Source organism: Caenibius tardaugens NBRC 16725 (genome assembly GCF_003860345.1).
Classification (GTDB): Bacteria; Pseudomonadota; Alphaproteobacteria; order Sphingomonadales; family Sphingomonadaceae; genus Caenibius; species Caenibius tardaugens.
This window is the reverse complement of sequence record NZ_CP034179.1, coordinates 3,651,287-3,666,488: the sequence shown is the minus strand read 5'-3', so window position 1 is coordinate 3,666,488 and position 15,202 is coordinate 3,651,287. Positions and strand designations below refer to the sequence as shown.

Genomic DNA, 15,202 nt, shown 5'->3' with positions numbered 1-15,202 from the left:
CGCGGGGTCACGCTGCCGACGCGGCACGCGCCGCCATGCCCTGCGCCATGTTCGACAAGGCTTCGGCCATCTTGACGCCCAGGGCAGGATCTACCGTCGAATCAGCGATGGCGCGGCGCATCGCGTCACACCACTGATCCGCTGTCTCACCAGTGATCGGCAGGCGCGCATGGGCCGACATCATGCAAACGCCAGGGTGATCATCAAACCAATCTCGCGGTCCGCCCAGCCATGCGTTGAGAAAACCGGCAAGCGAAACGCGCATCGGCCCCAACTCCGGGGCGTGTAGCGCACGCAACTCCCGATAGGCGTCCTCCTGATCCATCAGATCATAGAAGCGGTCTACGATATTCCGGACGACGACGGCCCCTCCAACCAGATCATAGGGCGCCTGCTGTTTCTGTTCCGCTGCTGTCACACGTTTCTCCTGTTATGCTGCGCACTCCCTTTTGGTCGAGCGTCGTTTCAAATGCGCTTTCCCACGCCCGTCAGCCTGGCAAGCGCGCCAGTCAGCGCATGTTCCCGCAGGGGCTTTTCCAGAACATGGGCGAACCCCTGCGCCAAGGCACGCTCGGTCAGTTCGGCCGATGGGAACGCGGTGATGAGTATGGCTGGACCCGGCCAGCCACGTTCGCGCAGGCGGCAAAGCACCTCGATGCCATCGCTCTGCTCCAATCGAAAATCAGCAACGAAGCAGCAGGCATCCCCCGATAACGGATCGTCCAGAAGCGCCGCACCAGCCGCATAGGCCCGGACGTCAAAACCCTGCGCACGAAAGAGAAGCTGCAGTGAACGGCGAACACCGGCGTCATCCTCGACCAGAAGAAGACGCGGGCGTTCCCGCAACGGGGCCGCAATATTCTCGCCTGACATCTCACACCATCGGCCCAGCGGCATTGCTGGTCCCTCGGACGATGTCAGGAAACGATCCCCGGGTCGCTACGTAAGTGTCCCGATCCTCAGCCCGTGATCCCCGCGGAAAACGCGATACGGAGCGCCTCCGACAGGCTGCGAACGCCCAGCTTGGTCATGAGGTTGGCGCGATGCACCTCTACGGTGCGCGGCGAAATCCCAAGATCATAAGCGATCGTCTTGTTTGGCAGTCCTCGCGCAAGCCCCTTGAGCACATCCTGTTCGCGCCCGGACAGAGCGGCGACGCGGATCGTTGCGTCGGCGGCGCGGGTTGCCCTGCCTTCAACGTCGGCAAGCCGTTCGAAGGCACTTTCAATAGCCGCGAGCAACACCGCCTTCTCGAACGGTTTCTCGATGAAGTCGACTGCGCCGGCCTTCATCGCGCTTACAGCGATCGACACATCGCCATGCCCAGTCAGGATGATGACGGGCATCGCGATACCGCGTTCGTTCAATTCCTTTTGGACTTCGAGCCCATCCATCTGAGGCATACGCACATCGAGGAGAATGCAGCCCTCGGCCGCGTTCCTCACGTCTTTCAGAAATTCAACACCGGAGGACCAGGTTTCGACCGAGAAACCTGATTTCTTGAGCATGAAACCGGCAGATCGACGGATTGCATCTTCATCGTCGACGATGTGGACGATCCGCTTATCCTCCATAAGATTGCTCCCTATCTGCCCTGACCAGTGTGAAATGGAATTGCGTGCCGCCCCCTTCCGCAGGCTCCATCCAGATGCGCCCGCCATTGGCTTCGACAATCGTTCGACAAATCGAAAGACCCAACCCCATGCCGTCCGACTTGGTGCTGACAAAGGCCTTGAAGAGTTGGGCAGCGACCTCGGGGGCCATTCCCGTGCCGGTATCGGACACCGTGACACGCACAAAACCCGCCTGGTCGGGACCGGTGCGGATGGTGAGCACAGGCCTGGCGCGCGCATTCATGGCCTCGACCGCATTGCGGATCAAGTTCACGAGGACCTGCTGGATCTGGACCTTATCGACGAGGACCGTCGCAGCTTCGTGATCGATGTCCATGCGGGTTTCGATCGATTTCTCGCCCGCGCCCATCAGGCCGAAGGCAGCCGCTTCGTTGATAAGGTTAGGCAAGTTCTCGACAGTCTTCTCGACCTCCCCCCTGGCAACGAAATCACGCAAACGGCGCACGATATGACCCGCGCGCATCGCTTCCCCCGCGGCGTCTGTCAGCGCCTCCCGGATGTCGGGCAGATCATCGGGATCTGGCTGGTCGAGCAGGTCCCGGACCGCTTCGAGATAGTTGGCTACGGCGGTGATCGGCTGATTCAGCTCATGGGCGAGCGTCGACGCCATCGTCCCCATCGCGCTGACGCGCGCGACGTGGATCAGTTCGGATTGAAGCTGCTCTAGCCGCTCCTGTGTCCTTTGGCGATCCGTCAGATCGCGAATGAAGCCGGTGAACAGCCGCTGGCTCTCGCCGGCCGCTTCTCCAACCGACAACTCCATCGGGAAGGTCGTCCCATCCTTTCGCAGTGCAAAAACCACGCGTCCGATCCCGATGATGCGCCGCTCTCCTGTACGCAGATAGCGCTCGAGAAAACCGTCATGGCGTTCGCGATAAGGCGAGGGCATCAACATGCTGACATTGGAACCCAGGACTTCCTCCTGAGTGTAACCGAACAAACGCTCGGCCGCCGTGCTGAACGACACCATCGTGCCGCCTTCATCGATGACGATCATTGCATCGGGGACCGTCGACAAAATCGAACGAAGATGCGCTTCACTGTTGCGAAGAGAGCTCAGCGTTGCTCGCTGGTCGGTGATGTCGTGGACAACTGTCGCGAAACCGCCCAACGATCCGTCGGGTTTTTTCAACGCGGTGATGGAAATGTGAGCCAGAAACTCACTGCCATCCTTACGAATCTGCCACTCGTCGATCTCGATCTTGCCACGGTGTTGTGCTTCGGCAAGCAAGGACGTCGGCTTGCCGCTGGCGACGACATCGGCCGGATAAAACCGATCTGTAAGCTGGCCGGCCATCTCGACCTCTGTCCAGCCTTTCAGACGCTCGGCGCCCCCGTTCCAGATCGTGACCCGCCCTTCAGCATCGAGCATATAGATCGCATAATCTTCCGCCCCATCGATGAGCAGGTTCAGTTCTGCGGCCAGCATCCTCGTCCCGTCCGCGAGATCGCGAGCGCGTGAGAGAGTACGATGGTGATTCCGCCAAAGCAGAGCCATGGCGGCGAGAAACAGGAACAGGGCAACCCACTGTTCTGCCACGGTCGGCCAACCGTCAACGATTGCGAGCGTCGTAAGGGTAACGAGCGTGACGCCCGCCAACACCACGATATCCGGCCTGAGCGCCACGAGCACCATACCGGCCACGCCGAGAGAGACGAAATAATGAACGCTCTCGTCGATCTGCCGGCCAAGCTGCCATCGTGTGACCACCGCGATGACGGCGATAGCCAGTCCCGCGAGGGACGCGGTCAAAAGCCGGGCATGGATCGAACGGTCAACCAGTGGCGCAATGGCACCCGCTTGCCATGAATGGAGGAATTTCCCGGATCGCGGAGCGGTTTTAATGATGACTCTGCCTCTTCGTCGTCAGAAGGAAGCAGCAAGCGCTGATACCCCTTTCTGTCTCAAGCCTATCAACAGCGCCTCGTGCGATCCATTAAAATTGGCAACCATCTCAACGATGATGTTACTTGCTTTGGAGTTCAGCGCTGGAAACATGTCCAGACCGTCGCATCCACGAGCTTCAAACCGTCGGCGTTCTTTAGGCCGGGCTCTTCGGATTGTCATCATCCGTGCAACTTGCGCGCTGCTACCTGAACCAATGGACCCGCGGGTCCATTGTGAGATGGTGAGCGCCCCAAACGCCCCTCAGTAACTTTCCGGATAGAGCCCACCCAGGCAACCGCATAGCCTCCTCCTCGCTCGAGGGCCGGATCGCTGTTGGCCTGATTCATCGGCCATCCCCCCCCCCCGCCCAATCCGGACCTCGAGCATTCATTTCGCAGGAGGTCCGCCATGAATGATCAGGTTCCAGCGACCACGTCCAAGGCCAATCCGATCAGCCCAATTCTCGATCATCCGGTTGATTGGCTTCGCACGGAGATTGACCGCCTCTTCGAAGATTTTGGCCGCCCCGCCGCCAGTCTGTTCGGTGTCGGCAATCGATCTTCAATCGCGCCAGTTCCGGCTGTTGAACTTGTCGATGAGGACAAGGCCTATCGCCTCACCGCCGAGCTCCCTGGCCTGTCCGATGATGATATCGATATCAGCGTCGCTGACGGTCTCCTGACGATAGCCGGCGAAAAGAAGGAGGAGACCGAACGCAAGGACAAGGGCTATGTATTCAGCGAACGGCGATATGGCTCCTTCCGGCGCCAGGTATCCTTGCCCAGCGACGTTGACCCGAACGGGATCACCGCTGCATTCAAGGATGGTGTCCTCACCGTCACACTGACCAAGGATGAAAATGCGCCAGCGCGGAGTCGGAAGATCGAAATCGGGCAGGCATAGCAGTTTGCCGGAGGCTTCGACGGGACCTCGGCACCACGCAGACCCGCAAGCCGACGTCATAACCCTTCTCGAGGGACGAGCCTTCGGCTCTGGAGAGACCATGCGTCGGATCGACACGCATGCGGCGCGTGTGTTCCTCGTCGGCGATCGTGCATGGAAGCTCAAGCGTGCCGTCCAGTTCGACTATCTGGATTTTTCAACCGCCGATAGACGCCGCGCCGCCCTGGAAGCGGAGCTACGGCTTAATCGCAGGACCGCGCCGGAACTCTACCTGGCGGTTCGCCCGGTATCCAAGAATTCGGCGGGCTGCCTGAACCTCGATGGCGAGGGAGAACCTGTCGATTGGCTTCTGGAGATGCGCCGCTTTCCCGATGACGCCTTGCTCGATCATGTGGCAACCCAAGGTGGCCTGACCGATGTGCTGATCACGCAGCTCGCAGACCGGATCAAGGCATTTCATGATGGCGCCGAGACTTGCCTGTCCGGATCGGGGCGCAGCCGTTTGGAAGCCGTCATTGCCGGGAATGATCGAAGCATGGCTCGATTCCCCGACATTCTTCCCGCTCGGCTCGTGAGAGACCTGATCGACAGGCAAGTCGCCCTGCTGGCCCAGCACTCCGATCTGCTCGATTCACGTGCGCGAAGCGGGCGCGTGAGACATGGCCATGGCGATCTGCATCTGGGTAACATTGCCGTGATCGACGGGAGCCCCGTCCTGTTCGACTGCCTGGAATTCAGTCCCGAACTTGCGACCGGCGATGTCCTTTACGACCTTGCGTTCCTACTCATGGATTTATGGGGCCGCGGCCTTCATTGCGAAGCGAATGCCCTGTTCAATCGCTATCTGGACATTTCCCCTCAAGACGAGGCCGGCGTGGCTCTTGTGCCATTGTTTCTTTCGATCCGAGCCGGGATTCGCGCCCATACATCGGCCGCACAGGCGAGCGATGGTTCAGACGAAGCTCTGACCCAAAAGGCCAGCGCCTATCTGACGCTGGCGCGCGCAGTGCTCGAACCGGTGCCCGCGCGGCTCGTCGCCATTGGCGGGCTCTCCGGGTCCGGCAAGTCCACAATAGCGAAACTGATCGGCCATTCCCTCGGCGAGGTTCCAGGCGCGCGTATTCTGAGATCCGATGTGCTGCGGAAGCGACTTGCCGGCGTGCCGCCAGAATCGCCGCTTCCCAAAGACGCATATACCCTGTCCGCGAACGCAGCGATTTACACAGAGCTGAGACGGCTGGCGGGACACATGCTTTACGCCGGGCATTCGGTGGTGGCCGACGCTGTCCATGCGAAGCCTGAAGAGCGCACGGCGATCCAGGAGGTCGCACTGCGACGAGATGCGCGCTTCGATGGCATATGGCTCAACGCGTCGCCGGATATGCTGACCGCGAGGGTATCCAGCCGGACACATGACGCTTCGGATGCCAACGCAGCTGTTGTCGCGATGCAGACCCGCTACGATCTGGGTCACATCAACTGGCACCGCGTCAACGCGGCGGATGACCGCAAGACGGTCGCAACGCAGGTCATGGACGTCCTGGATGTCCGCCATTTGTGACGGGGAATGATGCAAGCCGCGCATGTCGCCCCAGCCGAAGGGATTCTCCATCCGGTGAGGTCGCGATGCCGATCATTGTTCGGCGCGTGCGCAATCGATGCACAATGCTGCCTCCGGCCGTGCATCCAGCCGAGCCGGTGCAATCTGCGACCCACAACGAACGCATTCGCCATAGGTGCCCTTCGCAATTCGCTCCAGGGCACGATCGATCGAAGCGGCCTCCCGCACGATCAAGCTTGCCTCGGCTTCCAGACCCGCATCATCTTCGACTTCGACGGCCTGTTCCGATGAGTCCGCATTAAGGGGCTCAGCCAGATCCGCATTCACTCGCGTCAGCCGAGCGCGAAGTTCCGACAGTCGCTCTGTCAGGCGCTCTTCTATGGCGGCTGTGTCAGTCACGGAGATTCCTTCAGAACAGTAGGTACCGAAATCGGCTTGGGGTTCGGTGCAGATTTATAGCGCCTTCTTCAGACGCAGGTAAGCCGAACGAAGTTCATCAGCGAGCACCTGGAGCGCGGCCTTGATGTTACCGCCGCTCTCCTGAAGGCGAGCTTCTGCAACGAAATGGTGCCATTTGGTTTCGAGCTCGTCCCACTCCTCGCGAGCTTCCATCGCGCCCAGATGCACCTGGACCTTGGCTTCGTCCCGGAGCTTGGCAAGATCAGCCTTAAGTTCTTCAATGGTGCTCATCGGTCGCTCCCCGGCAACAAGGTGTTGAGAAGTGTTCCTGTAGCCGAGCCTGAAGCACTGGGCGCTACGTAAAGCACCGGATACACGTTGGCCCCAGTCCTGGATTGCTCTTCAGGCTCGCTGCGCAACCCGCACGACGACTATCCGCGTATGATCGTTCTCGGGGAACGGGATTCCGCGTGCGTCCCAGAGCGTCCCTTCAACCTCGATTACCGGTTCTTCGCTCTCCAGAGTATCATCCGTCTCGATCGTTACATGAATAGATCCACGGCCTCGCCGCAGGGTCAATTCGACGCTCTCCCAGTCCCTGGGCAAGACGGGGCGCACCTGAAGTTCGCCGCCCACGAGCCGAACGCCAAGAATCTCCTCTACCGCCAACCGCCATGTCCAGGCTGCGGCACCCGTGTACCAGGTCCAGCCACCTCGGCCGAGGTAGGGCTCCATGCCGGCAATGTCAGCCGCCACGACATAAGGCTCGGTTCGATAATGGGCGGCGCTGCGAGCCGTCGCGGCATGCTGAATAGGATTGATCCGGTCGAAGAGCGCCTTGGCCCCGTCACCATCCCCCGTGCGCGCGAGCGCGAGCGCGAGCCAGCTTGCCGCGTGAGTATACTGGCCTCCATTCTCGCGAATTCCCGGCGGATAGGCCTTGATATAACCCGGCTCACGCGGCGTGCGGTCAAAGGGCGGATCCAGCAGACGCACGAGACTGTCGTCATCCCGAACCAGATATCGTCTGGCCGAAGCGAGCGCCGATCGGGTACGCTCGACCTTGCCGGCACCCGACAATACGGACCACGACTGCGCGATGGAATCGATGCGGCATTCCTGTTCTTCCGACGCGCCCCATGGGCGGCCGTCGTCGTCGAATGCGCGCAAATACCATTCGCCATCCCACCCCGACCGTTCCACCGCGGCCGCGAGCGTCTCTGCGCGGCCGTTCCAATGGTCGCGGAACTCGTTCCGGTCCGCATCCACACAATGACGCGTGAAATTTCGGATGGTCGCGATGAGAAACCAGGCGAGCCATATGCTTTCGCCATGCCCCCGGTTGCCCACGCGATCCATGCCGTCATTCCAGTCCCCTGCACCAATCAGCGGGAGGCCATGAGACCCGAGGCGGTAGGCGTGGGAAAGCGCGCGCTCGCAATGAACGAACAGGGATTGCGTGTAGTCACTCACCTCGAAACGCGCATAGCGATCGGTTTCTTCGGCCGTGAGCGGGGGCGCCCGCAGAAAAGGAACCAGCTCGCTCAGGATGGTTTTGTCTCCGGTCGCCTCAACATAATGAGCAACGGCGTACGGTAGCCAGACCAGATCGTCCGAGCAGCGCGTGCGGACGCCGCGATCCAATGGCGGATGCCACCAATGCAGCACGTCGCCTTCCTCGAACTGATGGGCAGCCGCGGCAAGGATATGCTGCCGTGTTGCATTCGGATCGACATGGATCTGTGCCAGAACATCCTGCAGCTGGTCGCGAAAACCGAAAGCGCCGCTCGCCTGATAAAAGCCCGCGCGGGCGCGGATGCGGGCGCTGAGCGACTGGTGCGGCAACCACCGGTTGACCATCAGGTCAAAGGCGGGATCGGGCGTCTTGACCTGCACCGCGTCCAGCCTGTCCTTCCAGAAACCGGCACACTCCCGCGCCGCGGTCTCGAAGGCCGATGGGTCCTGCCAGCGACGGACAAGGTCACGCGCGTGATCCAGGTCGTCGCCCTGCCCCAGCACAAAGCAAACTTCTGCGGTTCCTTCAGCCGGGATATCAAGATGGACCTGCAGGGCGGCGCAGCAGTCGTCACCGGCAGCATGCTGCCGGTGACCAAGATCCCAGTTCAGAAGTCCGAGGGGACTGGTGGGGTCGGCGTCATCGCCGTGAAAATCGTAGCGTGAGGTGGTGAGCGTGTGGACCGGAAGTGTCGAAGCAAGAAAGGAGATGCGGTCGGCAAATTCGTCGGTCCAGGGATTTTGGCCGAGAATCGCGTGCGAGATCGGATCATAGAATGAGCGGCGCAGGGGCGCCTGTTCTCCTTGCACAGCGCCCATCAGCCATTCGGCATAGTAGGTAGCCGTGATCCGGCGCGGACGCGGCAACTGATTACGCAAGCGAAGCCGGACAAGCTTCACGGTGTCGTGCGTCGGCACGATGACGGAGAGCTCCTGTTCAAGGCCTTCGCTATGCCGGTGCCAGGACGTACGGTCGGGGCCGTGATCGATGCGGCATGCCGTGTCTCCACCGGCCGGAAGCGGCGTCGGCGTCCAGAGCCGTGCGTTTTCCTCATCGCGCAGATAAAGGCGTTCGCCTTGAGGATCTTCGACAGGGTCGTTGAACCACGGCGTGAGACGGTTTTCACCACTGTTTATCGCCCAGGTGAAGCCCAGACCGCCCTCGGTCACGATCGTCCCGAAGCCGTCGTTGGCGAGGACGTTGGCCCAGGGCGCAGGGGTCGGCGCACCGGGTTCCAGATAGATAGTATAGTCGCCCGTATCCGGATCGAAGCCTCCCCACCCATTATCGAATTGCAGATCAGCCGGGCGCGGTACGGGCGCCGTCATGATTGTACCGGAGTTCGCCCCGACCGGCGCGAACAGAGGGCCCGGATGCGGCGGCTGGTCGTATCGCGCAAGCTGGTCGACTAGGCTGCCGCCGGCTTCGTCAAGGATGAGGCGGGCAACCTGATCGAGAAGCGCCGCCCGCTCGCCATCGGATGGACCGATGCCGACGAGGTGTATCCCGGCATGGGTGCCAAGGCGATCCTGTAGCCCGGCATCCTTCAGCACTTCCAGAAGACGCTCGCGGACGGGCTCGATATAGCCCGACGTTCCTTCATGCGTCACCACCAGGTCGATCGGCATACCACGCTGCCGCATGAGCTTGTGGAAGGAGAGAAGCTGTCGAAGCAGGTCCTGCTGCTCCGCGGTTCCGGAACGCAGCATCAAAATAGGATGGTCGCCCGATATCCCGAGCGCCCAAAGGTCCCCGCGCCGAAATGTGCGCGCGCCGGCCGATCCCGGCTCTGCCGCTCTGGTGAGAAGAGTGGACAGCAACGCCTGCGCCTGCGGCACGATGTGCGGCTGCAGGCCCAGCTTGTGCATCTCGCGCGCCGCCGCACTTGCCGTATCGCTCACAGCCCAGTCGAGTGACGGCAGGGTGGTAAAGCGCTCGGCAAGTTCGAGGGCCGATTGCCGGGATCCAGCCGCAATGGTGACGAAGGCGAATTCACGTCGCGCGCGCGGAGGCAGTTCCACCGTCATCCTGATCGCGCAGATCGGATCAAGCGTCCAGCCGAGCGGGCCACCAGGCAGTTCCCCGGTCAACAATGCGGGCCGCCTGGGGCACCCATATCGTCCGATGAAAGCGCTGCGATCGGCTTCGAGACCGAGCAGGGTAACGCCATCTTCATCCCCGATCACACGGGTCAGCAGGACGGGCGGACGTTCCGCCGAACTGCGCGGCCGCCGCGTGAAAAGCAGGCCGTCATTGCCAGGCAAGGCTTCCGCCCCCACGAACAGCTTGCTGAAGGCAGGGTGGCGCGCCGCGTCCTGGGCCGGAGCCAGAACGATCTGCGCGTAGCCCGTGACTTCGATGGTCCGGGGCTTATCGCTATCATTGACAAGAGCGACACGCCGGATCTCCAGGTCGTCGGCATTGGCGACATTGATCGTTGTCGTGACCGACAAGCCGTGGGCGCGCTGGTGGAACTCCACCTGATGCGCTTGGAAGATCACCTCCGGCGCGTCTTCGGGTCGAGAAAAGGGGCCGCCCGTTGCCGACCAGGTAACATCTGCATCCCGGTCGTGCAGATAGATCCAGAAACCTGCGTCCCCACGGGTCAGGGCATGCTGGTTCCAGCTCAGCCCACCTGCACCGTCTGTCCGAATGCGGCTCGAAAGCCGGCCATTGCCGAGAATCTGCCACGCGTGCTCCCCACGGCGCCGAGTGGGTGCCCAGCCGTAAAGGCCCGGAATCAGTTCGTCGGGTTCCGGCTGTGGCTCACGAACCTCAAGCCGCGCGATCTCGGGCGGCAGCTCCCATGGAATCCTTTCGTTAAGGAGCAGGTCGACGGTGCGGATATGAGGATCGGTGTGGAACCAGCGCACGAGCATGTCATCGCACAACGCGTTTCCGAGCGCGGCAAGGCTCATGCCATGATGATGAGCCATGTAGGAGCGCACGACGGCAAAGCGTTCACCGTCAGGCGCCCGCTCGGGCGTGAAGTCGACCGCTTCGAAAAATCCGTATCGGCCGATGAGGCCAAGATCCGCCAGAGTTTGAAGGTTGCGCGTCGCCAGCGCGGGCCGGATCGTCAGCGCCAGCGCCGTCGCATAGGGGCTGATAACCAGATCGCGCCCCAGACCTCGCTGGAGGCCGAGCGCAGGGACGCCGAATGCGTGATATCGGTAGACGCGGTCCTCGCCCATCGATGCGAAGGACGACTCCGAAATACCCCAAGGCATATCATGTGACCGCCCGAATGCGATCTGGATAGCAATCGCGGTCCGGTCACTCATTCCGAGCAGGGTTTGGGGATCGCTCTGCAGGAAGATGTTCGGCATCAGATATTCGAACATCGAGCCGTTCCACGATATCAACGCCAGGCCTGCGTGCTGCTTGGTGATGGGCCGCCCGAGATGGAACCAGTGCAGAGGCTCTATGTCGCCCTTCGCGATGGCGAAAAAGCTGGCGAGGCGTGCTTCGCTGGCGAGCAGATCGTAGTGGTGCGGATCTATTCGATCGGCGCTCACATTGTAGCCGATATGAAAGAGCCGGCTGCCGGCATCGAACAGGAACGAGAAGTCCATGGCGTGCGCGGCGGCGTTAGCGCGACTGGAGAGGTCATCGAGGCGGTCATGAAGCGCTTGCCGGGCCGCCTGGCCTTCCTCGATCACCGCCTGGAGATCGTGCGCCCATTGCCGGCTTTCCGCCGGTAGCTGGTCTCTCGCCGCATTGAGGACGCCAATTGCTGCCGCGGCGCCCGCGTGCGTGGACGGCAGCCGGTCGTTCGCCAACAGGTCGGCGACTTTTGCCGCGACGTTCGAACACTCTGCCGGATGCGGCGCGAGCGTCTCCCACCAGGGCGAGAACAGCCGAAGGTCTCGCCGCATGCCGGACAGATGATGTTCGAGCCGCTCCAGCCAGGCTTGGACATTCCGCAGGGAGGCGATTTCATCCTCGCCGACGCTTTCGGCCATCAGGGTAATCTGCTCGCGCAGGCGAGGAAGATCGGTCGACAGGAGATCGTCGATCCTCTCGGCCCAGTCTTGCCTCCCTTCCTCAATCCTGCGGGCGGTTTCCCGCATAGCCTCAAGGATCGAGCCGGCGGCGGAGGCCGCTTCGAGGTCGATCGTCGCAATCGCTTCGGCGAGCAACTCGATATTGTCGTCAAACCCTCGCCACAAATCCGTGGCGACCGGTGGCAAGCTTCTGGCTTCCTGAAGGGCTCGCGCGACGGTGATCAGACTGACCGCGAGATTTCCGCTGTCGACGGTCGAAACATATCGGGGCTCCAGGGCCGCGAGCGTTCTCGTCTCGTACCAGTTGAGAATATGCCCGCGGTAGCGGTCCAGGCGATCCAACGTATCGAGCGTGTTGTGAAGCCGTGTCGCAACCTCGTTGAGGCCGATATGTCCGAGGCGCCAGGCAGTGAGGACCGATACCATCATCATTCCGATGTTGGTCGGCGAGGTTCGGTGCGCGATTTCCTCGTCGGGCGGCTCCTGATAGTTATCGGGTGGCAGCCAGTTGTCCTCGGGGCGCACAAAGGTCTCGAAAAAGAGCCAGGTGCGCCGCGCCATCAGTCTCAGGAACTTTCGATCGTTTTCGGACAGCGTGTCCTTTGCCGGCTCAATCGGACGGCTGATCCGGATCGCGATCTCAGGCGCAATGAACCAGAGCAGCAGCAGGGGAGCCGCGACAGGCAGGGAAGCGGGCGCGGCAAGGAACAGACCCGCGCCGATGATCAGCGCGAACACCGGAGAGGCGGCCATGTCACGCCATGCCGCCAGTCGCGGATGTCGCGCCGCGTTGCGCGTCGCCATGTGGGCGGCCGACGTCCATTCGAGCTTTCTTTGGCCCGAATGGAGACGCCATAGGGTGATGGCAATGGCATGCAGCGCTATCATCGCGTCACTGACGAGAAAGACGATAGCGAGAAACCAGCGACCCGCGTGATCCGCCAGACGTCGCAGCAGGTTCTGCATGACGCCGCGGCGGCGGCCCTGCGCGAGGCCGGTCACGAGGTCCGTAAAGAGATATGCACCGGGCGCGATGACGGCAAGCAAGGTCCAGACCCAGGGCTGCCCATGGAGAAGAAACCATCCACCCACCAGCAGCGCCACAATACTCGCTGGAATTATGCTGCGCCGCAAATTGTCGAATATCTTCAGCCGATCGAACCAGCCGAGCCGGTTGCGCAGCCATCGGCCATCGCCGCCGGGCACGAAGGGAAAGAGCCATGGCAGGATCTGCCAGTCCCCACGGACCCATCTGTGCCAGCGCCAGGTGAAGTCGAGATAGCTGGTCGGGAAGCTCTCATAAACGATCGCATCGCTGACCAGCGCCGCTCGCCCGTGCAGTCCTTCGAACAGGTCATGGCTGAGAAGTGTATTCTCGGGAACGCGCCCTTCGAGGCTCCGATGAAAGGCCGCCACATCATAGAGGCCCTTGCCCACGTAGACGCCTGTGCCGAGCAGGTCCTGATAGACGTCGGATACGGCGCGCGAATAGATATCGATGGTCGTGTCGCCCCCGTAGAGGCGCGAAAACAAGGATTGGCCGGTCGCTTCCGGCGCCAGCTCAACGCGCGGCTGAAGAACCGTATATCCTCGTTCGACCGCGCCGGTCGCAGCGTTGAAGTGGGCGCGGTTAAGGGGATGAGATAGCGTCCCCACCAGTCGCCGGACGATGCCGGCCGACAACCTGGTATCGGCATCGGCCGTCATCACGAAACGGCATCGCCGCAACCGTTCGATGCTGCCGACGGTCACATTGAAGGGGGACGCATCTCCGTTCAGGATGAAGGCGTTGAACTGCTCAAGCTTTCCGCGCTTTCGCTCCCAGCCCATCCAGCAGCCCTGGGCCGCGTTGAACCGTCGTGGCCGATGCAGCAAATGGAACGGCCCACGTCCCTTGGCATTGGCAAAGCGCGCGTTGAGTTCCTCGATCCCGCTGGTCAGCGCGCGAACGATATCGGCATCGACCGAGACACTTTCCTGTGATGCATCGGCGAAGTCGCTGAGCAGCACGAATTCGAGCGCGGCGTCGGGATTGGAAAGGCGGTGCGCCTCCAGGCGCCGAAGCAGCGGCGCGATGTCCGACAATCGCGCGACCAAGACAGGCATCACGACTGCCGTCGCCGAACTTTCGGGGATGCCTTCCTTGAAATCGAGCTTGGGGAGTACGTTCGGCCGAACGATGTGGGTCACGAGCCAATTGACGAAGGTGATGCTCAGGATCGATGCGGGTAGCAGGGTGAGCGCGATCCCTAGAAGCCAGGATCCGGCGGTGGCGCCGGTGGAAACCAGATAGGCTGCGGGTAGAGCAAAGCCCGCAAGGCCCGCGAGCAGCAAGGCGGCTGCATAAAGCAGGCCTGGATAACGCAGCGCGCGTCGCAATATCGAGCCCGGCGTCCATGGACGAGGATCGATCGCGTCGGCAAAGGCAGGCCGTCCGATATCGATGAGCCAGAAGCCTACATGGCCCGATGGCGCTTCGTCGCTGCTATGGCACTGGCGCAAGGCACGCTCGGCGACATCCCATTCCGGGAGTCCCGACTGGTCGGCAAGCTGCTCGACCGCATGGCGATATCGATCGCGCGTATCGAAGTCCATATGTGGATAGACGCCTGCCGGGTCGCGCCGGAGGATGGCTTCGACCTGGCTCGTTCGATCGAAGAAGTCGTTCCATTGAATCGTCGCGATCACGCCAAGGTTCGCGATTGCGCGCGCGACGCATTCCGTATCGTCAAAACCAACCATCGCCGTGTCGGGCGTCTCGACGATCTCAAAGGGCGGCTCGACCTCCGGGAAGAGGTGGCTGAAACCTCCGATGAGCAATTCCAGGCAGACTATGCGCAGCATGGTCGGGAAGGCCCAGGTCTCGGCGATGCTGAGCGGCATCGTCTTTTGATATTGTTCTACGAACAGCACCGCGCCATTCAGCGAGACCTGCAGGTGAGAAGCCTGCAGCAAGGCATGGGCAAGCTGATGCACGCGAGGGCGACCGAGCCCGTCCCCGGAGATCGCCGGAAGTTTCGCGTAGAACTCTTCGGGAAGATCCTCGCGGATCTGCAGGATGGCGCGTTGTATCTGATAATCGTTGTCGAGCAGCCATTCAGCCGCGGCGCCTGCGCGCTTGTCGGCCTTGGCGGCCGCCTGTCGGGCCTGCCTCAGCCACGTCTTCATCTCCTCGAGATGCGCCCATGCGGGCAGCGGCACCGACTTGCCGAGCAGTCCTGTCAGGTGATGACGGTCGGCGACCTCCTCCGCCGCCCCGGCGAGCGGATCGCGCTCCTCATAATCGGCCATCAA

General features: G+C 61.9%; 9 protein-coding genes. 2 read left to right on the top strand and 7 right to left on the bottom strand.

Annotated features, from left to right (window positions below; genetic code table 11):
• Positions 1-7 precede the first annotated feature (7 nt).
• From EGO55_RS17245 to EGO55_RS17230, 4 genes are all read right to left on the bottom strand, one after another.
• Positions 8-418 (bottom strand): group II truncated hemoglobin, encoded by a 411-nt coding sequence (locus EGO55_RS17245; RefSeq protein WP_013846847.1) that lies wholly within the window; start codon positions 416-418, stop codon positions 8-10.
• Between the two features lie 47 nt (positions 419-465).
• A complete protein-coding gene (locus tag EGO55_RS17240; RefSeq protein WP_021243104.1) occupies positions 466-873 on the bottom strand; it encodes a response regulator transcription factor in 408 nt (135 codons plus the stop codon).
• A gap of 86 nt (positions 874-959) precedes the next feature.
• Positions 960-1,574, bottom strand: coding sequence for a response regulator transcription factor (locus EGO55_RS17235; protein ID WP_021243105.1), 615 nt, complete (start codon positions 1,572-1,574; stop codon positions 960-962).
• Positions 1,564-3,387: a PAS domain-containing sensor histidine kinase gene (locus EGO55_RS17230; RefSeq protein ID WP_021243106.1), complete on the bottom strand. Its 1,824-nt coding sequence runs from the start codon at positions 3,385-3,387 to the stop codon at positions 1,564-1,566. Before EGO55_RS17230 ends, EGO55_RS17235 begins: the two co-directional genes overlap by 11 nt.
• Before the next feature lie 543 nt (positions 3,388-3,930).
• On the opposite strand from EGO55_RS17230, the gene EGO55_RS17225 reads away from it, so the two are divergent.
• Both EGO55_RS17225 and EGO55_RS17220 read left to right on the top strand, forming a co-directional pair.
• Positions 3,931-4,425 (top strand): Hsp20/alpha crystallin family protein, encoded by a 495-nt coding sequence (locus EGO55_RS17225; RefSeq protein WP_021243107.1) that lies wholly within the window; start codon positions 3,931-3,933, stop codon positions 4,423-4,425.
• A 100-nt stretch (positions 4,426-4,525) separates the two neighbouring features.
• Positions 4,526-5,986 (top strand): bifunctional aminoglycoside phosphotransferase/ATP-binding protein, encoded by a 1,461-nt coding sequence (locus EGO55_RS17220; protein ID WP_021243108.1) that lies wholly within the window; start codon positions 4,526-4,528, stop codon positions 5,984-5,986.
• 72 nt (positions 5,987-6,058) lie between these two features.
• Here EGO55_RS17220 and EGO55_RS17215 read toward each other — a convergent pair whose 3' ends face one another.
• From EGO55_RS17215 to EGO55_RS17205, 3 genes are all read right to left on the bottom strand, one after another.
• On the bottom strand, positions 6,059-6,385 hold the full coding sequence (locus tag EGO55_RS17215; protein WP_013846853.1) for a TraR/DksA family transcriptional regulator: 327 nt from the start codon (positions 6,383-6,385) through the stop codon (positions 6,059-6,061).
• Positions 6,386-6,439: 54 nt separating this feature from the next.
• A complete protein-coding gene (locus EGO55_RS17210; RefSeq protein ID WP_013846854.1) occupies positions 6,440-6,676 on the bottom strand; it encodes a hypothetical protein in 237 nt (78 codons plus the stop codon).
• Between the two features lie 111 nt (positions 6,677-6,787).
• Positions 6,788-15,199: a GH36-type glycosyl hydrolase domain-containing protein gene (locus tag EGO55_RS17205; protein ID WP_021690816.1), complete on the bottom strand. Its 8,412-nt coding sequence runs from the start codon at positions 15,197-15,199 to the stop codon at positions 6,788-6,790.
• Positions 15,200-15,202: the final 3 nt, after the last annotated feature.

What these genes read in the sequence shown, in the direction of transcription:
- EGO55_RS17240 (WP_021243104.1), bottom strand. Translation starts at nt 873, where the DNA reads ATGTCAGGCGAGAATATTGCGGCCCCGTTGCGGGAACGCCCGCGTCTT.
- EGO55_RS17235 (WP_021243105.1), bottom strand. Translation starts at nt 1,574, where the DNA reads ATGGAGGATAAGCGGATCGTCCACATCGTCGACGATGAAGATGCAATC.
- EGO55_RS17225 (WP_021243107.1), top strand. Translation starts at nt 3,931, where the DNA reads ATGAATGATCAGGTTCCAGCGACCACGTCCAAGGCCAATCCGATCAGC.
- EGO55_RS17220 (WP_021243108.1), top strand. Translation starts at nt 4,526, where the DNA reads ATGCGTCGGATCGACACGCATGCGGCGCGTGTGTTCCTCGTCGGCGAT.
- EGO55_RS17210 (WP_013846854.1), bottom strand. Translation starts at nt 6,676, where the DNA reads ATGAGCACCATTGAAGAACTTAAGGCTGATCTTGCCAAGCTCCGGGAC.
- EGO55_RS17205 (WP_021690816.1), bottom strand. Translation starts at nt 15,199, where the DNA reads ATGGCCGATTATGAGGAGCGCGATCCGCTCGCCGGGGCGGCGGAGGAG.